Genomic DNA, 17,823 nt, shown 5'->3' with positions numbered 1-17,823 from the left:
CGCTCCGTTTTCGACCGGTAACGAACGGCCGCCGACCGGGGTGCTCAGAACGCGACGGTGTCGCGGCGGAAATTGAGGACCGCGGTGAAATCTTCCTGTGAGACCAGTCCGATTGGAACCCCGTCTCGCTCGACGAGGACGGCCTCCGATCGGCCGCTTCGAAGTTCCTGAAGCGCGTCGAACGCGCTCGTTTCGCCGTCGATTCGTGGAAGGTCGGTCGTCGCGATTTCGCCGACGGTCGTGGTCTCGTACTCCGCGGGTCGGATATCGCGTAGCGCGGACGCGGTGATCGCGCCGACGACCGTGCCGCTCTTGTCGACGACGGCCAGATTCGTCCGGCGGGCACTGAGCAGGCGAGCGAGTATGGTTTCGGCGGTCGCGTCGGCCGGCACCGTCTCGGACTGGCTAACCAGATCGCTGACGCTGAACCCCGAGAGCAGTTCGGCGATGACGACGGTGCGGGATTCGGTTGTCGCACCGATATAGATGAACAGGGCCACCAGCACGAGAACCGGACTGAATGCGACGACCACGCCCAGGAAGATGAACACGATCGCAAACGCGATCCCGGCACGGGCGGCCGTCCGTGTGGCGCTGACGTACGAGCGGTTGCGGGCGAGGACGGCTCGAAGCACACGGCCGCCGTCCATCGGAAACGCCGGGAGCATGTTGAAAATCGCCAGCACAACGTTCATCACGGCGAGCAGCCCGAGAGCAAAGACGACGAGCGTGGCCGACTCGGGAACCACGAAGAGCGCGGCGAGACAGACAGCTCCGACGAGGAGGCTCGTGACGGGACCGGCGACCGCGATCCAGAACTCGCGGTTCCACTCCTTTGGCATCTCGGTCAGGCTCGCCAGGCCGCCGAGAATCCAGAGCGTGATCGACTCGACCTCGATGTCGTAGCGCATGGCCGCCCAGGCGTGACCCAGTTCGTGTAACGTGACGCTCGCGAACAGCCCGATGGCGGCGGCGGTGCCGATGATCCACCGATCGGCGTCGGTGAGCTGTGCGGCTTCGACCGTCGCCGGCGTCATGCTGTTGATGAGCGTCGCGTACGCCGCCAGCTGTTCGCCGCTGCCGATGAGCCACGCGAGGATCGGGAGAAAGACGAACAGCGAGATATTCAACCGGATCGGGATACCCCAGACGCGAAGGACCGTGTAATTCATAGATCAACCCACAGATACCGGACTGTTAGGTGTTGCTGAATACGACGACCCGGAGGGGAGTCGAGACGATTCGATCGTATCGCAAACGGTTTTCAGCATCCCCGCGGTACACCCGCCCATGACCCTCGAGGAAGGCACCGACGCGCCGACCGTGACCGCACCGAACCAGAACGGCGAGGAAATCACCCTCGAGTTCGACGATCCGACCGTCCTCTACTTCTACCCGAAAGACGACACCCCAGGCTGTACGATCGAGGCCAATCAGTTCCAGCGCGAGCGCGAGAGCTACGCGGATGCGGGCGTGGACGTCTACGGCGTCTCGACCGACGACGTGGACTCCCACGACGCGTTTTGCGAACAGGAGGGCCTCGAGTTCGACCTGCTGGCCGATCCGGAGGCCGAACTCGCCGCGGCGTTCGGCGTCGACGTACAGGGTGGAACGACCGCGCGGACGACCTTCGTCCTCGCCGACGGCGAGGTGAAGGCGGTCTACGAGAACGTCGATCCGGACGGCCACGCGCGCGACGTCTTGTTCGACGCGCTCGAGGACGGGTTGGTATCGCTGCCCGAGTGACTTTCTTCTGACCTCGAGTCGCGGGCAGAATTTATCCCGTTCGAGGGCGTAGCGGCGACTATGCGAGGAAATCCGTTCGAGGATATCGAGGCAATGCTCGACCGCGTCAGCCAGCAGGTCGAATCGGGAATGACCAGCGGCGGACTGCAGGTCCCGGGATCGGTTCCGGTCGACGTCGTCGACACCGGCGAGGAGTACCTCGTCACCGCCGATTTACCGGGCTACGAGACCGACGACATCGACCTCACCCTCTCGGAAGGAACCTTGCGCCTCGAGGCCGGCCGCGAGGACGAGGAGTACGCGGAGGGGCGCTATCTCCGCCGGGAACGGACCCGAACCTCGGCGAACCGGCGGATTCGTCTGCCGGAGCCGGTCGAGGAAGAGGCGGTGTCGGCCGGCTACGACGAGGGCGTGTTGACGGTTCGACTCCCGAAAGTCGCCGGCAGCGACGACTCGAGGGAGATCGATATCGAGTAACGAGTCGGTGCTTGCCGCGACCGTCGTCGAAACTCGGACGCTTTTCGGGGTGGGCCAATCCTGCCACGACCGACAGGTGTATGGAAAGCTATAGGGCGGCGACGGCCACATTCGTATATAAGAATGAGCGACGCGGGATACGACCACGAGTCGGTCGAACGGCGCTGGCAGGAGGCGTGGGACGAGGCGGACGCCTATCGAACGCCCGACGATATCGAGGATCCGACGTACGTCCTCGGGATGTACCCGTATCCGTCGGGCAAACTCCACATGGGACACGTCCGAAACTACACGATTACGGACGCGTACGCCCGGTTCCGACGGATGCAGGGCGACGAGGTACTCCATCCGATGGGGTGGGACGCCTTCGGGCTGCCCGCGGAGAACGCGGCCAAGGAACGCGACACCAACCCGCGCGACTGGACGTTCGACTGCATCGACACGATGCGCGACCAGATGAACGCGATGGGCTTTGGCTACGACTGGGATCGCGAGATCGCCACCTGCACGCCGGAGTACTATCAGTGGAATCAGTGGCTCTTCTCCCGGTTCCACGACGAAGGACTGGTCGAACGCCGCGACGCCGAGGTCAACTGGTGTCCCCACTGCGAGACGGTCCTGGCCGACGAGCAGGTCGAAGGCGAGGCCGAACTCTGCTGGCGCTGTGATACGCCGGTCGAACAGCGCGAACTCGAGCAGTGGTTCCTGAAGATTACGGAGTACGCAGACGAGTTACTCGAGGACATCGACGACCTCGAGGGCTGGCCGAACTCGGTCCGCCAGATGCAGCGCAACTGGATTGGCCGGCAGTACGGGACGGAACTGGACTTTGCCATCGACGGCTATGGCTCGGTCGAGGCCTTCACAACTCGCGTCGACACCATCCACGGCGCGACGTTCTTCGCGCTCGCGCCGGACCACCCGATCAGCGAGGCGGTCGCCGAGGAAGACGAAGACGTTCGCCAGTTTATCGAGCACGAGGCTGACCCCGAAGGCGACGAGCCGAACGGCGTCGAGACCGACCTGACCGCGACCAACCCCGTCACGGGCGACGAGATCCCCGTCTACGTCGCCGACTTCGTCCTCTCGGACGTCGGGACGGGCGCCCTGATGGCCGTCCCCGGCCACGACGAGCGCGACCACGCCTTCGCACAGAAGATGGACGAAGAGATCAAGCCGGTCATCGCGCCGAAACCCGAGGACTGGGACGGCGAGACGGTCCCCGACGCGCCGGACGTCAGCGAGGAAGCGTTCACCGACGACGGTGTGCTCGTGAACTCGGGCGACTACTCCGGCCTCAAGAGCGAGGTGGCTCGCGAGCGGCTGACCGACGAGATCGACAGCGCCGAGGAGGCCACCCAGTACCAGCTTCGCGACTGGGGGATCTCCCGCCAACGGTACTGGGGAACGCCGATTCCGGTCGTTCACTGCCACGACGACTGCGGTGCCGTCATGGTTCCCGAGGAGGACCTGCCCGTGGAGTTGCCGGAGTTCATCAACACCACCGGGAACCCGCTGGATGCCGCCGAGGAGTGGAAGCGGACGACCTGCCCCGAGTGTGGTGGCGAGGCGACTCGCGAAACGGACACGATGGACACCTTCGTCGACTCCTCGTGGTACTTCCTGCGATACGTCTCGCCGGGTGCGGAAGACGTGCCCTTCGACTTGGAGCAGGCCAACGACTGGATGCCCGTCGATCAGTACGTCGGCGGCATCGAACACGCCGTGATGCACCTGCTCTACTCCCGATTCTTCACGAAGGTGCTGGCCGACCACGAGGGGCTCGAGCACCGCGAACCCTTCACGAACCTGCTGGCACAGGGGATGGTCCAATTGGAGGGCGAGAAGATGTCCAAATCGAAGGGGAACACGGTCTCGCCTCAGCGGATCGTCGAGGAGTACGGCGCCGACACGGCCCGACTCTTTATGATGCAGGCCGCCCAGCCCGAGCGCGACTTCGACTGGAGCGAGGAGGGTGTTCGCTCGACGTACGCGTTCCTCGGCCGGCTCAAGGGGATGGTCGAAGACTACGTCGCCGATGAGCCGGACGGCGAGAACGACACCGTCGCGAGCTACGTCGACGCGGAAATCGACGCGACGATCGCCATCGCCTCGGAGGAGTACGACGATCTGACGTTCAACCGAGCGCTGCGGGAAACTCAGGATCTGACGCGGACGCTGCGGCAATACGCCACTCACGCCGATCCCCATCCGGCGACCTACGAGCGCGGGCTGTCGGCGGTCGTCCGCCTACTCGCACCGGTCGCTCCCCACCTCGCGGAGGAGCTGTGGGACGACCTGGGTAACGACGACCTCGTCGCCGACGCCGAGTGGCCGACCGCCGAGGTCGACCGCGACCACGTTCGCAAACGCCGCCAACTGGTCCAGAACACCCGCGAGGACATCCGTGACATCGTCGAGGTCGCCGGCATCGAAGAGCCGACGGGGATCGACGTCGTCATCGCTCCCGAGTGGAAGTACGACGCCCTCGAGATCGCGATCGAGAGCGACGCCGACAACCTGATCGGCGAACTCATGCAGGAGTCCCACATCCGCGAGCAAGGCGACGCGGCGGCGGACTACGGCCAGGATCTGCAGGCCGAACGCGAGGCGCTCTCGATGACGCTCTCGCCGGGCGAGGAACACGCCGCCCTCGAGTCAGCGGCCTGGCTGATCGAACGCGAGTTCGACGCGCCAGTGCGCGTCGTTCGCGCCGCCGACGCCGACGACAGCGTGCTGAAAAACGCTACACCCGGTCGGCCGGGGATCGAGATCGACGACTGAGACGGACTGCTGTGCCGAGTACCCGGCGCAACCACAGCCGCCGTAGGTGCGTCGGTACTGACGTCCAGTCGACTGTCTGCCAGTGTCACTCGTCGAACCCCTCGAGTAGCCAAACCGTAATCGGATCTGACAGCCAACTGTCTCCTTTATGCCGCTGTCTCACGTATCGTGAGGTACAGCCCCTGGGCTGACTCTCGAGGATGAACGAACAGAACGAACGTCAGTCACGAGATCGATCACGAACGCGAACGGATCCGTTTCGCTGGACGTTTTCCGGCGGGTCGTCACCGACCGCTCCCCACGTCGCCTCGATGACGTGGCGGGACGGACTCTTCATCCACTGGCCGGTCGATCCCGACGCCCTTCGCCCGCACGTACCCGACCAACTCACGCTCGAAACGCGGGACGGGGCCGCCTGGATCAGCGTCCTTCCGTTCGTCCTCACGAAGGCCGGTCTCCGCGGAACGCCGCCGGCTCTCAGAATGGCGTTTGCCGAACTTAACGTTCGCACGTACGTCCGGCACCGCGGCGATCCCGGTCTGTTCTTCTTCAGTATCGACGTCGGCAGTCCGCTGATCGCCGCGGCCATCGGTCGGACGACTCGGCTGCCGGTCTATCACGCACACATGCGAGTCGGTGCCGACGACGAACAGGTCGCGTTCTCGAGTACGCGAGGCCAGACCGCGGTCGGTACCCGTCCGCGGTTCGAGTCGGCGGACACCCCTGCACGCTTTTCGGCGACGTACGGTCCGGTCGGGGACGTGTACACGCCGGACCCGGAGTCGTTCGCGTACTGGCTGACCGAGCGCCGGCGGTTCTACGCGGCGGAGCAGCGAGGCGTTCTGGCCGCCGAAATCGCACACGATCCGTGGCCGCTTCAGCCCGCGGAGGTGACGATCCACGAGAACACGATGTTCGAGGCGAACGATCTGCCGGAGCCGACGGGCGATCCGGTCGTCCACTACTGCGATGAGCTCTCGATGACGGGTTCGATTCCGCGACTGCTCTGATACGGTTTACTGTAGTCAATTACCGCCGATCGCCAGAACGGGGTCGGCGATCGGCGGTACATAGTTACAGCAATCCGTATGAGAGACCGCTGCGGATACTGGTTGCGGGCCGCTTCTTGGTCCTCCCGACTCGCGGCTCTCCGTTTCAATTCTCGATTCCGGCTCTCGATGCAGTACCGACGTTCAATAGCGAAAATCGCCAATCGAACCACTCGATTTCCCCGTCGTCACAGCCGCTACTGTTCGGTATCGATCAGACCGAACGCGTAGCCGTCGTCGCCTTCGCGAGCGTTCTCGTAGACGACGTGGGCTGCGGCGACGTCCTGGATGGCCAGGCCGGTCGAGTCGAAGACGGTGACGCCCGTCTCGGCGGTTCGACCGTCTTTCGCGCCGACGACGATCTCGCCGATTTCGCCGTAGATGTCGTCGTCCGTGAGCACGCCCTCGTGGTAGGGGACGTTGATCTCGCCCGAGTGCGTACACTGCTCGTGGTCGTCGATGACGATTCTGGCCGCCCGCAGGAGGTCGTCCGCGAGTTCGTGTTTGCCCTCGGCGTCGGCACCCATCGCGTTGATGTGGGTGTGCTCGCCGACGTCGTCCGGACCGACGATCGGGTCTTCGACGGGCGTTACCGTCGAGAGGATGTCGCAGTGCCCGGCCTCCGAAATCGAACCGCTGCGGATGTCGAATCGGTCGTCAAACGCCTCGACGAACCGCTCGACGCGCTCCGTGTCCGGGTCCGAGACGACGACCTCCGTGATGTCGCGCACCTCGCTGATCGCCTCGAGTTGGGTGTACGACTGGACGCCGGCCCCGACGATGCCGAGACTCGAGGCGTCCTCGACGGCGAGGTGGTCGGTCGCGACGGCCGCCGCGGCGCCGGTGCGTTTCATCGTGAGCATGGTCCCGTCCATGATCGCAAGCGGGACCGCGGTCTCCGGGTCGGAGTAGATCATCGTCCCCAGCACCGTCGGGAGATCGTGATCGGTGGGGTTGTCCGGGTGGACGTTGACCCACTTCAGCCCGGCGGCGTCCCAGTCGTCGGTCTCGAGGTAGGCGGGCATCGACCGAAAGTCGCCGTTGTACTGGGGCAGATCGATATATGATTTCGCGGGCATCTGGGTGTCTCCGCGTTCGAATGCCCCGAAGGCTTGCTCGACGGCGTCGATGACGTCGGCGAGTCGCGCGTGTTCGTCGACGTCGTCGCTGTTCAGAAGAATCGTGTTCATGCTGGCGAATATTGCGGGAAGCTACTTATTCGTAGTGAATCGCCGGAGGCACCGCAACTGCTCATCAGTAACCGTTTCGAACGCGATAGGCGGTTCTCACCGTGTTTTCGAGAAGGTGGTGGCAATAGAATAACACGTCAGCCGAACGGCAAACGAATATGGACCGACTCGAAACGGCGGTCAGCGGTCGGCGGCGGTGGCTCGTGGGCCAGGGTCACTGCCCACGGCTCACGTTGTTCGCCGTTCGCCGTTTCGGAGGGGTTCGCTGTGCTCGCCCCTCGCTTACATCATGCCGCCCATGCCGCCGCCCATACCGCCCATGCCGCCGCCCATGCCACCGCCGCCCGGTGGCATCTCCTCGTCACCATCGTCGTCGGCAACCGCGAGGTCGCCGGCGGCGATGACGTCGTCGATGCGAAGCAGCATGACGGCCGCCTCGGTGGCGGACTCGATGGCCTGGGTCTTCACGCGAAGCGGCTCGTAGACGCCCTCGGAATCCATGTCGATGGTGTCGCCGGTGAAGGCGTCCAGTCCGGAGCTCGTGTCGCCGGCGTCGTGGTCGGCGCGAAGTTCCACGAGGGAGTCGATGGGGTCGAGCCCGGCGTTCTCGGCCAGCGTGCGCGGGATGACCTCAAGGGCGTCGGCGAACGCTTCGACGGCGAGCTGTTCGCGCCCGCCGACGGAGTCGGCGTAGTCGCGCAGCGCGAGCGAGAGCTCGACTTCGGGAGCGCCGCCACCGGCGAGGACTTTGCCGTCCTCGACCGTGGTGCGGACGACGCCCAGCGAGTCCTCGATGGCGCGGTCGACTTCGTCGATGACGTGTTCGGTGCCACCCCGAAGGATGAGGGTGACGGCCTTGGCGTCGTCGACGTCCTCGACGAAGATGCGCTGGTCGCCGGCGATCTCCTTCTGGGCGACGCTGCCGGCGAAGCCGAGGTCGTCCTCGGTCAGGTCGTCGACGCTCGTGACGGGCGTGGCACCGGTTGCGCGGGCCAGCTGTCCCTGGTCGCTGGACTTGACGCGGCGGACGGCGATGATGCCTTCCTGGGCGAGGTAGTGCTGGGCCATGTCGTCGATGCCGCCGTCGACGAAGACGACGTCAGCGCCGACAGCGGCGATCTCCTCGGCCATCTCGCGCAGCTGGGCCTCTTCCTGCTCTAAGAACTGCTCGAGCTGGTCGGGGTCGGTGACGTTGACCTCGGCGTCGATCTCGGTCTCCTTGATCTCGAGGTCGCCGTCGATGATGGCGACGTTTGCGTCCTCGGCGAAGTACGGCATGCTGTCGGAGACGCGTTCCTTGTCGACGATGACGCCTTCGACGAGCTCGGAGTTCTCGATCGAGCCGCCGACGACCTTCTCGACTTTGATGTTGTCCGTGTCGACACCGTCGTCGTCGGCGACCGACTGAACGGCGTCGACGACGAGTCCGGAGAGCAGGTCGCGGGCGCTTTCTGCGCCCTTCCCGGTCATCGCCGTGGCGGCGATCTGTTGGAGGACCTCGTCGTCGTCCTCGTCGACCTCGATGGCGATCTCCTCGAGCGCGTCGATGGCCTCTTCGGCGGCCTGGCGGTACCCCTGGGCGAGGGTGGTGGCGTGGATGTCCTGGTCGAGGAGTTCCTCGGCCTGACTGAGGAGTTCGCCGGAGATGACGACGGCGCTGGTGGTCCCGTCACCGACTTCGTCTTCCTGGGTTTCGGCGACTTCGACGATCATGTCGGCTGCCGGGTGGTCGATCTCCATCTCCGAGAGCAGGGTGACACCGTCGTTCGTGACGATGACGTTACCCGTCGAGTCGACGAGCATCTTATCCATTCCCTTCGGACCGAGCGTGGTCCGTACGGATTCGGCGACGGCCTTCCCGGCTTGGATGTTCATCGACTGCGCGTCTTTGCCGGATGTCCGCTGGCTGTCCTCCGAGAGAACGATAAGGGGCTGATTGCCCATCTGCTGTTGTGCCATAGTCAAGCGAAGGATTGATTGTGATTCTACATAAGTCTTTCGAGAGACGTCGAGCTAAACCTCCTTACGAGGGCGTCGCACGGCGGTTCCCTGTCGAACGCGCTCCCATTATTTATATACTCTCTGCCGTGACAGGCGCTGAGAACCGACAGCGAGTGCGCTGATCGTAGGCACTCGGCCCGGTTCGTCTCGAGGGAATAGGGTGCTACGCCGAGGAAATCGAGGGAAAAGTGCAGTCAGGACTGACCGCCGGGGAACCGGTGGTACTGCATCCCCTGATGTTTCATCTCGTTGTGTTTCTCCTCGAGGAACGAGTAGACGGCTCCGTGTGGCGCGCCGTCGAGGAGCATTTCGGCGGCGCTGCGGACGGCATCGACCTGCTGTGGTGCGCCGATGATCCCGAGCGTCGAGCCGTAGATGACGACGTCGGCACCCGTCAACTCCTCCATGAGTTCGCGGGTTCGGCCGCCTTCGCCGATGAGGCGTCCCTTCTTGCGTTTCATATCGTTCTTGTTGCGTGCGGCGGCGTCGATATCGACGACGTCGAACAACATCATCTCGTCCTCGAGCAGTCTGAGCGCGGCCTCGGGTGCGAAGCCGCGGCCGATCGCACGGACGATATCGGGCGCTTTGAGCCCGAGAACGGGGTCGCCGACGGTCTCGACGGCCACGGAGCCGTTCTCCGAATCGATGTCGAGTCGCACCTCGGCTTCCGCCTCGATTTCGCGCATCGTCTCACCGCCTTCGCCGATGAGAACGCCGATGCGGTCCTGCGGAATCTTCACGTGTTGCATACAAGACCGTACTGGCTGGGTGAGGTTAAGAGCTTGGTCCGCACGGTACGGGTGTGATTGACGGGCGTTCGCGTCGGCCTCTCACTCCGCTACCGACCGGAACCGTACCGTTTCCGAGAGGGTATCCACGATCGCGACCGTCCGATCTTTCTCGGACTTCGCTAGTACGTGCGCGCCGGGGTTGCACACCGTCGTTCGGCCCTCGTTCGATAGCTCGCGCTCGTGGTGGTGACCGTAGCAGACGAAGTCGTACGTCTCGCCGGCCGCGATGGCCTCGACCTCCTCGAGGCTCTCGCCGTGGAGAACGGCGAAGGAGAGGCCGTCGAACTCGAGGCTCGCGAAGCGGCCGTGGAGCTCGCTCTCGCCGCCCAGCGCGTCGAATTGCGATTGAAGGCTCGCGACGTCACCGTCGTTGTTCCCGAGGACACCGTGGAGTTCGAACTCGCCGAAGTAGCCGATCATCAGCGGGGCGACGAAGTCGCCGCAGTGGATCACGACCTCGACGCCCTCCTCCTCGAAAATCTCGGTCGCGCGCTCGATCGCCTCGACGTTGTCGTGGGTGTCCGAAATGATCCCGATGTTCATACGCTATGACGCGACTGCGAGACTCAAATGCGTTCGGGGGTTCGACTCGACTCGGCCTACGATTCGAGTCCCGACGGCACGCCGGCTCGTTCGAGCGCTCGTCGTCGCTCCTGCTCAGTTAGTCGGTAGGGTTCGAGGGCCTCCTCGAGCGAGCCGAGTTTCGAACGTCGCTGCTGGTGGGCCGTCAGAAACCCCGTGATTCGGTCGATCGCGATCTCCTTCAATTCGCCGCTCAGCAGGTCGCCCGATCGGTAGTCGGCTGCGATTCGCTCGAGTCGTTCGTCGTCGTTCTCGAAGAAGAATCGCAGGTACTGGAAGGGAACGTCGACGGCCGGATCGCCGCCGTGCTCGCGGTGTTCCTCGAGCGTCGCTCGCCCGCCAGTGTAGGCGTGGGTTCGGATCGTTTCCGCGACAGTCTCGGGGTCCGCCGTGAGCTCGATCGACGGCGCATCGCCGGAGCTACTCATCTTCCCCGGGCCGTCGAGACTGGGAAGGAATCGTCCGAGTAGGGCGCCCGGTTTTTCGACGGGAAGGGCGTCCTTTGCGGCCACGTCGCGACAGACGCGAACGTGGGGGTCCTGATCGACGGCGACGGGGACGAGCGTCGGCTGGCGGCCCGCGACGAGTTGCGGGAGCAGAAGGTGGGTCGCTTGCACGGCGGGGTAGAATTGCAGTCCGACGGTATCCTGTTGGCCGTAGACGGCGTCGACCGTCGCGGGCGTGAGGTGCTTCGCGAGTCGAACGGCGATCGGATAGATCACATCCGAATCGGCCGTATCGACGACGATTCGCGTCCGTTCGGGATCGAAGCCGACGGCCAGGATGTCCCGCAGGTTTTCGCGCGTGTACGCCCCGATCGACTCGAATGACTGCTCTTTCGCGAGGAACTTCTCGTCGTCCGAGAGCGGCACGTAGACGGTCGCACCCGTCGCCTGCTGGAATCGTTTCGCGAGGTAGAGTGGGAGAACGTGGCCGAGGTGCATCGGTCCCGAGGGACCTCTGCCGGTGACGATCGCGTGCGGCTCGTCCGACTCGACGGCCTCGAGATAACGATCGGCGTCCCGGCCGGCGTAGAACGTTCGACGGCGGAGCATCGGCTGATCGGGGAAGCGATCGATCTGGTCGTCGGTCAGCGGGTCGGCTCCGAACCGCTCGAGCAGTTTCGCGTAGTCGACCGTCCCGTCGACGGCGTAGGGGGTGACGGTGAACTCGTCGTCGGCAGGGTTCGATTCGCTCGATCGGGCTGTGCTGGTGTTGTCGGTGCTGTTTGAGGTTCCGTTTGGTTCTGTCATTCGTCTCGAACCGTAGACTGCGGCGGCTGGAAGTCGATACGAACGAAAACAAGCGAAGGGAGCGTCCGCCGCGACAGCCGACGGGTTAAGCCGCGTCGCCGGCCGCGAAGGAACTGTCCGCTCTCGAGGGGATCTGCCAGCGCCACTGCCACTCGAGAGCGGCCGTCATGACTCCGTTATTTTTGCGAGACGGTAATGAAGATTTCGTCGAGATCCGTACGTCACTCACTCAGTCCCGAGACGGATCCGGCTCCGGACTCGTCACGAACTCGAGCAACTCCTCCTCGCTCGTCTCCAGCCCCTGTCGCGAGAAGAAACTCGCGACGTTTCGGCAGTCGCGCTCGAGGAACGTCCGGCTGTTCGGGTGGTGGACGGTCACGGCCTGCCCGACGTCGATGATCACGAGTTGGCCCTCGTCGAAGACGACGTTGTACTCGCTCAGGTCGCCGTGGATGATGCCCGCGGAGTAGAGTCGGCGCATGTACTCACGCATGACCTCGTAGGCGGTCTGGGGGTTCTCGATGTGGACCTCGCCGAGCCGTTTCGCGCGACCCTCGTCGTCGCCGATGTACTCCATGACCAAGACGTTGCGCTCGGTGGCGATCGGCTCCGGTACGCGAACGCCGGCCGCTCTGGCCCGCTCGAGGTTCGCGAGTTCCTTCTTCGTCCAGGCGAGGACGACATCTTTCTTCTTGCCGCCGAGACCTTCGAATCGGGGGTCGCCCTCGAGGTAGTCGCGCATCTGCCGGAAGTTCGAGGCGTTGATCCGGTAGATCTTGACCGCGACGTCGCGGTCGTCGCCCAGCGCGTGGTAGACATTGGCCTCCTTGCCCGTCGAGAGCGGCCCGCCGAAGGCTTCGACGTAGCCGTCCTGGACGAGTTTGTAGAGCGCCGCCAGCGTCGCGTCGTCGAACACCGACTGCTCGACTTTGAACTGGTCGGCGTCTTTGATCCGCTCTTCGAACTGCTCGAACTCGCGGTCGCGTTTGCGAGCGATCCGGTCGGCCTCGGTCTCCGAGACGTCGATCTCCTCCCACTCGTCGCCCGGCGTTTCCACTTCCTCGAGGTCGACCAGCCCGAATTCCGTTCCCTGTCCCATCTACTCGGTCTACGGATCGGATGCGGGTAAAGACTGGGTATTGTGCGACCGTGAGGTGGGGAGTCTGCGGTCCGGCTCTACCCTTTTTTGCCCTGCCCGTCGTCGTTCCGACTGTAATGGAATCGGTCGAACGACGGTCGACGGCGAGGACCGAGCGATGACCCGCTACGAGGTGACACTCGAGTGGACGAACGGCGGCACCGACACCGTCGCGGTCGATCCGAAAGAGTCGGTGCTCGAGGCGGCCCAGCGAGAGCGGATCCGGCTCCCGGCGGACTGTCGAAAGGGGACCTGTATCACCTGCGTCGGTCGGGTGCTCGCCGTCGACGGGGATGGCACTGACGGCGGACTCGAGAGCCCGGGGTCTGCCGGCGATGATGAGGGCCCGGTCGACGCCGCGAACGCGTTCGACTACCGACGCCAGCCCGCGGCGCTCACGAAGTCGGAGCGAGCGGACGGCTACGTCTTGCTGTGTATCGCCGTTCCTCGAGCGGACTGTCGCGTCGCGGTCGGACCGATGATTCGCGCTGAGGTCGGCGACAGCCCGTGGGGATAAGGGCGATTGCATAGCCGCGAGGTTTTTGCGCTCGATCACCAGGTCTCCGCGGGCGGAGCCGTGGGGTTTTTCTCCGTTATTTCTGTACTCTCGAGCAAGAGCGATGTCCCTCACCGATGAGAACGCGGACGAAGACAACCCCTATCTCCGAGCGCCGCCGACCGACTTCGATCCGGTCGACGAACTCTCAGAATCGGCGGCCGAACGGCAGGCCGAGCAGTTGCGCGAGGCCATCCGCGACCACGACCGACGATACTACGTCGAGAACGATCCGATCATCGCCGATCGAACCTACGACGCACTCTTCGCACGGCTGCGCGACCTCGAGGAAGCCTTCGATCTCTCACACCCCGACAGCCCAACCCGAAGCGTCGGCGGCGAACCGCTCGAGGCCTTCGAAACGGTCGAACACGTCGCGCCGATGCTCTCGATCGATCAGAGCGGCGAGGCCGACGACGTTCGCGAGTTCGCCGATCGCGTGCGCAGGGAGGTCGGGGACGTCGACTACGTCTGCGAACCCAAGTTCGACGGCGTTTCGATGGAGTTCGTCTACGAGGACGGGAGCTTGACGCGCGCGGTCACCCGCGGCGACGGCCGCGAGGGCGACGACGTCACCCGAAACGCGCGGACGATCGGCTCCGTTCCCCAGCGACTCCACGGCGACTATCCCGACTTCCTCGCGGTGCGCGGCGAGGTCTACATGCCCAAAGACGCCTTTCAGACGCACAACCGCGAGCGCATCGAGCGCGGCGAGGAACCCTTTGCGAACCCGCGAAACGCTACCGCCGGAACGATTCGCCAGCTTGACTCTTCCGTCGTCGCCGACCGCCCGCTCGAGGTCTTCTACTTCGATGTGCTCGAGGCCAGCGACCTCGAAAACAGTCACCGCGACGAACTCGAACGCTTCCCCGAGTGGGGGCTGCGCGTCAACGACCGGGTCGAAGTCGTCGACGACATCGAGGATGCAATCGAGTACCGCGACCGTCTGGTCGAGATCCGCGACGACCTGAACTACGAGATCGACGGTACCGTTATCAAGGTTGACGACCGCGAGGCCCGCGAAGAGCTGGGTCGCACGGCGCGCCACGACCGCTACGCGTTCGCCTACAAGTTCCCTGCGCGGGCAGAGATAACGCCGATCGTCGACGTGGCCGTTCAGGTCGGTCGAACCGGTCGGCTCACGCCGGTCGCGCTGCTCGAGCCGGTCGACGTCGGCGGCGTCACCGTCTCGCGAGCGAGTCTGCACAATCCGGAGGAGATCGCCGAGAAGAACGTCAACGTCGGCGACACCGTCCGCGTCCAGCGCGCGGGCGACGTGATCCCCTACGTCGAAGAGGTCGTCGAGAAGGACAGCGAGGGCCACTACGAATTACCCGACACTTGCCCCGTCTGTGGCAGTCCCGTCGAGCGCGACGGGCCGATGGCGTTCTGTACCGGCGGGGTAGCGTGTGACGCCCAGCTTCGGCGATTGATCGAGTACTACGCCGGCGACGACGGGCTGGATCTCGAGGGACTGGGCGAGAAGAGCGTCCGACAGCTCGTCGACGCCGAGTTGTTGGAATCCGTTGCCGACCTCTACGACCTCGAGCGCGAGGAGTTGACGTCGCTCGAGGGCTGGGGCGAGACCAGCGCCGAGAACCTGCTCTCCGAGATCGACTCGAGCCGCGAGCCGCCGCTCGCGGCGTTCCTGTCGGCGCTCGGCATCCCTCACGTCGGCCCGACGACGGCCCGGGAACTCGCCCGCGAGTTCGCCACGTTCGAGGCGTTCCGCGAGGCCGCGAAGAACGAACCGGAGCGACTCGAGGGCGTCGACGATGTCGGCGAGGCGGTCGCTCAACAGCTCCAGGACTTCTTTACCAGCGAGGCCAACGCCGACGCCGTGGACGAGTTGCTCGAGCACGTTTCGCCGCAGGAAGCCGAGTTCGAATCCAGCGGCGACGCACTCGAGGGGCTGACCTTCGTCTTTACTGGGTCGCTCGAAGGGGTGACCAGAAGCGAGGCTCAAGCGACCGTCGAGGCCCACGGGGCCAACGCGACGGGTAGCGTTTCCGGGAACACGGACTACCTCGTCGTCGGCGAGAATCCTGGACAGTCAAAACGTGACGACGCCGCGGCCAACGACGTGCCGATCGTCGGCGAAGCCGAATTTCGGGACCTGTTGAACGAACGCGGGATCGAACTCGACTGACGGCGCGCCGCCGGGGCGTTCGTGGCGATCCGGAGAATCGAACTCGAGCGGGCGGTCTCCGGCGAGTACAAGCCGAAATAGCTATCAGTCCACTGAGATCGCCGGCTCACTCCGTTGTCGGACCTTCTGTCGCGTCTTCGGCCTCCTCGAGCCACGCCGGCACCTCGAGATCGGGATCGTCGAGTGCTTCGAACCCTCCCCTGTAGACGACGGCCGTTCGCTCGCCGTTCCGTTCCTGGATCCCTTCGATGTGGTACTGATCGACGTACCCGGATTCAGCGAGGACGAGTTCGTACGACGCGTTTTCGACGGGCGCAAAGTCGCCGGCTCCCGCGAGACGGTAGCGTTCCGTGTCGTTCGCCCGGTCGACGGTGACCGTTTCGATGTCCCCGTAGAGTTCGAGCAGCGAAACCGGGAGGCTCGGCTCCGTCGAATGGAGCGGTGCGTCCGGATAATAGGTGACGGCTCCCGACGCGTTCACCTGCCTGGTGAACTGCACGTCGCTGTCGGCCCACGTGTGTCGTTCGATGATCGTCTCCGAATCGCCGCCGACGTGTGCCGGATCGTACTCGGTTTCGGTCTCCCTGACATCCGCCGTGATCGTCCGGGTTCCCTCCTCGACAGTTTCGTTCGATTCGCTCTCGCCGACGCTGACCCGGTACTCGCCGTGGAAGCTTCCCTCGAGTGTACGGTAGTGTTCGTTCGCGAGGGCGGCTCCGTCGGAGACGCCGTCTTCCGTTAAGCCCGGTACCAGTCTCGGTTCGAACTCGTCGTCGACCTCGTAGGGCTCGCGGTCCGGGTCCGGATCCGGTTCCGGCGACGAATCGAACGTTCCACACCCCGCGGTGACGACGACCAGCGCGACGAGTACGACGACTGCTGTCCGCCGCATCCGATCACCACCCGTTCACAGCCGGCTTTCGATCGTTCGTCGTTCTCATACGGTGTACTCTCCACGCGAACCGGTAAGTAGTCTTTCACGTTCGCCGGCTACGACGCGCCGGTTCACCCTCCGCGGGAAGCCGCTCCGCGATCGAGGCGACCGCTTCGAGCCCCTGGACTTCGCCCTCCCGCTCGGGTAGCGTAACGACCTCGAGGCCCGAAAACATCTCCCGAACCTCCGAAATCCGCTTTTCGTGACGATCGCGCCGCGAGCGACAGCGCGAACAGTCCTCGTCGGGGTCCGCGAGCACCTGATTCACGACGATCCGATCGACTCGGACGCCGGCTTCCCGGAGCGTCTCGACCAACCGTTCGGATTCGGCGATGGCCATCCCTTCGGGGAGCAAGACGACGCGAAACTCCGTCCGTTCGGGATCGGTGAGCAAGTCGCGGGCGCGCTCGAGGCGAGCCTGAAACGCCTCGAGGCTCTCTTCTTCATCGTCGGCGCTGTCGCTCAGCATCGACATGGGCCCGAGCACCGCAGTTCGGGCCGCGTTCCCGATCCGTTTGGCCTGCCCGCGGAGCGAGCGAGCGGTCTCGAGGGCCAACCCCATCACTTCGGGCATGTCGAACAGCCGGAGGGTGTGACCCGTCGGTGCGGTGTCGAAGACGACGACGTCCCACTCGCCCGAGTCGACGTACTCGACGAGTAAATCGAGCGCCGCGATCTCGTCGCTGCCGGCCGGTGCCCCCGAGGCGAAGATGCGCTCGACTTCCTCGTCGGAGAGTCGGATGCCGGCGCTTCGGAGGTCTTTCGCGAGTGCTCGCGCCAGCTTCTCGTAGCGTGCTTTCTGCGTCTCAGGGTCGATTTCGACGGCCCAGAGGCTGCCTCCGTCGTCGGTCTGCTCATCGCCGCCGACGGGTCTGCGCTCGAGTCGCTGCGGTTCGGGCCCGAGATCGGTCTCGAGCGAGTCGGACAGCGAGTGGGCCGGATCGGTCGAGACGACCAGCGTCTCTCGACCGGCGTCGGCGAGTCGAAGCCCGGTCGCCGCCGCACAGGTCGTCTTACCGACGCCGCCTTTGCCGCCGTAGAAGATGCAGTCGGTCACGACTGCGGGTACGTTCGCTGCACACCTTAATAGATTGCCAGGAACTGCTGAGTGTCTTCATCGCGGACTGGAGCGAAGTCGCGACTCGCGGGTCGAGCGAAGGCACGAAAACC

At 64.8% G+C, this 17,823-nt stretch carries 15 protein-coding genes; 6 read left to right on the top strand and 9 right to left on the bottom strand.

Going from position 1 to position 17,823, the window contains the following annotated elements:
* Positions 1–44: 44 nt before the first annotated feature.
* Positions 45–1,172, bottom strand: a complete 1,128-nt coding sequence (locus GS429_RS11395; RefSeq protein ID WP_160065480.1) for a site-2 protease family protein — start codon at positions 1,170–1,172, stop codon at positions 45–47.
* Between the two features lie 118 nt (positions 1,173–1,290).
* Between GS429_RS11395 and GS429_RS11390 the strand changes: the two genes are divergently transcribed.
* From GS429_RS11390 to GS429_RS11375, 4 genes are all read left to right on the top strand, one after another.
* Positions 1,291–1,746: a peroxiredoxin gene (locus GS429_RS11390; protein ID WP_160065479.1), complete on the top strand. Its 456-nt coding sequence runs from the start codon at positions 1,291–1,293 to the stop codon at positions 1,744–1,746.
* A 60-nt stretch (positions 1,747–1,806) separates the two neighbouring features.
* The gene (locus GS429_RS11385; protein WP_160065478.1) at positions 1,807–2,223 is read left to right on the top strand and encodes an Hsp20/alpha crystallin family protein; all 417 of its coding nucleotides are present in this window, start codon (positions 1,807–1,809) and stop codon (positions 2,221–2,223) included.
* A gap of 123 nt (positions 2,224–2,346) precedes the next feature.
* Positions 2,347–5,007, top strand: a complete 2,661-nt coding sequence (gene leuS / locus GS429_RS11380; protein WP_160065477.1) for a leucine--tRNA ligase — start codon at positions 2,347–2,349, stop codon at positions 5,005–5,007.
* Positions 5,008–5,207: 200 nt separating this feature from the next.
* A complete protein-coding gene (locus GS429_RS11375; protein ID WP_160065476.1) occupies positions 5,208–6,017 on the top strand; it encodes a YqjF family protein in 810 nt (269 codons plus the stop codon).
* A gap of 236 nt (positions 6,018–6,253) precedes the next feature.
* Here the strand turns inward: GS429_RS11375 and GS429_RS11370 are convergent, their stop codons facing one another.
* The 6 genes from GS429_RS11370 to rio1 all read right to left on the bottom strand — a co-directional run bounded on the left by GS429_RS11370 (position 6,254) and on the right by rio1 (position 12,975).
* Positions 6,254–7,246 carry an ornithine cyclodeaminase family protein gene (locus GS429_RS11370; RefSeq protein ID WP_160065475.1) on the bottom strand — a complete coding sequence of 331 codons (993 nt, stop codon included), beginning with the start codon at positions 7,244–7,246 and terminating at the stop codon, positions 6,254–6,256.
* 282 nt (positions 7,247–7,528) lie between these two features.
* Positions 7,529–9,190: a thermosome subunit alpha gene (gene thsA / locus GS429_RS11365; RefSeq protein WP_160065511.1), complete on the bottom strand. Its 1,662-nt coding sequence runs from the start codon at positions 9,188–9,190 to the stop codon at positions 7,529–7,531.
* A 251-nt stretch (positions 9,191–9,441) separates the two neighbouring features.
* Positions 9,442–9,999 (bottom strand): KH domain-containing protein, encoded by a 558-nt coding sequence (locus tag GS429_RS11360; protein ID WP_160065474.1) that lies wholly within the window; start codon positions 9,997–9,999, stop codon positions 9,442–9,444.
* Between the two features lie 81 nt (positions 10,000–10,080).
* Entirely contained in the window at positions 10,081–10,584 is a 504-nt protein-coding gene (locus GS429_RS11355) for a metallophosphoesterase (RefSeq protein WP_160065473.1), read from the bottom strand.
* Positions 10,585–10,640: 56 nt separating this feature from the next.
* Positions 10,641–11,876 carry a tryptophan--tRNA ligase gene (locus GS429_RS11350; protein ID WP_160065472.1) on the bottom strand — a complete coding sequence of 412 codons (1,236 nt, stop codon included), beginning with the start codon at positions 11,874–11,876 and terminating at the stop codon, positions 10,641–10,643.
* A gap of 229 nt (positions 11,877–12,105) precedes the next feature.
* Complete coding sequence (gene rio1 / locus GS429_RS11345; protein ID WP_160065471.1) at positions 12,106–12,975, bottom strand: serine/threonine-protein kinase Rio1; 870 nt, start codon at positions 12,973–12,975, stop codon at positions 12,106–12,108.
* A gap of 157 nt (positions 12,976–13,132) precedes the next feature.
* On the opposite strand from rio1, the gene GS429_RS11340 reads away from it, so the two are divergent.
* Entirely contained in the window at positions 13,133–13,531 is a 399-nt protein-coding gene (locus tag GS429_RS11340) for a 2Fe-2S iron-sulfur cluster-binding protein (protein WP_160065470.1), read from the top strand.
* Positions 13,532–13,634: 103 nt separating this feature from the next.
* The gene (gene ligA, locus GS429_RS11335) at positions 13,635–15,719 is read left to right on the top strand and encodes an NAD-dependent DNA ligase LigA (RefSeq protein ID WP_160065469.1); all 2,085 of its coding nucleotides are present in this window, start codon (positions 13,635–13,637) and stop codon (positions 15,717–15,719) included.
* Positions 15,720–15,825: 106 nt separating this feature from the next.
* On the opposite strand, the gene GS429_RS11330 is transcribed toward ligA, so the two are convergent.
* Together GS429_RS11330 and GS429_RS11325 are read right to left on the bottom strand one after the other, a co-directional pair.
* Positions 15,826–16,611, bottom strand: a complete 786-nt coding sequence (locus tag GS429_RS11330) for a hypothetical protein (protein WP_160065468.1) — start codon at positions 16,609–16,611, stop codon at positions 15,826–15,828.
* Positions 16,612–16,696: 85 nt separating this feature from the next.
* On the bottom strand, positions 16,697–17,710 hold the full coding sequence (locus GS429_RS11325) for an ArsA family ATPase (RefSeq protein ID WP_328821358.1): 1,014 nt from the start codon (positions 17,708–17,710) through the stop codon (positions 16,697–16,699).
* Between the last annotated feature and the right edge of the window lie 113 nt (positions 17,711–17,823).

Origin of the sequence: Natronorubrum halalkaliphilum, assembly GCF_009834785.1 — an archaeon.
Taxonomy (GTDB): Archaea; Halobacteriota; Halobacteria; order Halobacteriales; family Natrialbaceae; genus Natronorubrum; species Natronorubrum halalkaliphilum.
This window is presented reverse-complemented; position numbering and strand designations above follow the sequence as displayed.

Excerpts from the sequence above, each read along its gene's own strand:
- GS429_RS11385 (WP_160065478.1), top strand. The coding sequence starts at position 1,807 with ATGCGAGGAAATCCGTTCGAGGATATCGAGGCAATGCTCGACCGCGTC.
- GS429_RS11330 (WP_160065468.1), bottom strand. The coding sequence starts at position 16,611 with ATGCGGCGGACAGCAGTCGTCGTACTCGTCGCGCTGGTCGTCGTCACC.
- GS429_RS11375 (WP_160065476.1), top strand. The coding sequence starts at position 5,208 with ATGAACGAACAGAACGAACGTCAGTCACGAGATCGATCACGAACGCGA.
- ligA (WP_160065469.1), top strand. The coding sequence starts at position 13,635 with ATGTCCCTCACCGATGAGAACGCGGACGAAGACAACCCCTATCTCCGA.
- rio1 (WP_160065471.1), bottom strand. The coding sequence starts at position 12,975 with ATGGGACAGGGAACGGAATTCGGGCTGGTCGACCTCGAGGAAGTGGAA.
- thsA (WP_160065511.1), bottom strand. The coding sequence starts at position 9,190 with ATGGGCAATCAGCCCCTTATCGTTCTCTCGGAGGACAGCCAGCGGACA.
- GS429_RS11360 (WP_160065474.1), bottom strand. The coding sequence starts at position 9,999 with ATGCAACACGTGAAGATTCCGCAGGACCGCATCGGCGTTCTCATCGGC.
- GS429_RS11395 (WP_160065480.1), bottom strand. The coding sequence starts at position 1,172 with ATGAATTACACGGTCCTTCGCGTCTGGGGTATCCCGATCCGGTTGAAT.
- GS429_RS11340 (WP_160065470.1), top strand. The coding sequence starts at position 13,133 with ATGACCCGCTACGAGGTGACACTCGAGTGGACGAACGGCGGCACCGAC.
- GS429_RS11355 (WP_160065473.1), bottom strand. The coding sequence starts at position 10,584 with ATGAACATCGGGATCATTTCGGACACCCACGACAACGTCGAGGCGATC.
- GS429_RS11350 (WP_160065472.1), bottom strand. The coding sequence starts at position 11,876 with ATGACAGAACCAAACGGAACCTCAAACAGCACCGACAACACCAGCACA.
- leuS (WP_160065477.1), top strand. The coding sequence starts at position 2,347 with ATGAGCGACGCGGGATACGACCACGAGTCGGTCGAACGGCGCTGGCAG.
- GS429_RS11370 (WP_160065475.1), bottom strand. The coding sequence starts at position 7,246 with ATGAACACGATTCTTCTGAACAGCGACGACGTCGACGAACACGCGCGA.
- GS429_RS11390 (WP_160065479.1), top strand. The coding sequence starts at position 1,291 with ATGACCCTCGAGGAAGGCACCGACGCGCCGACCGTGACCGCACCGAAC.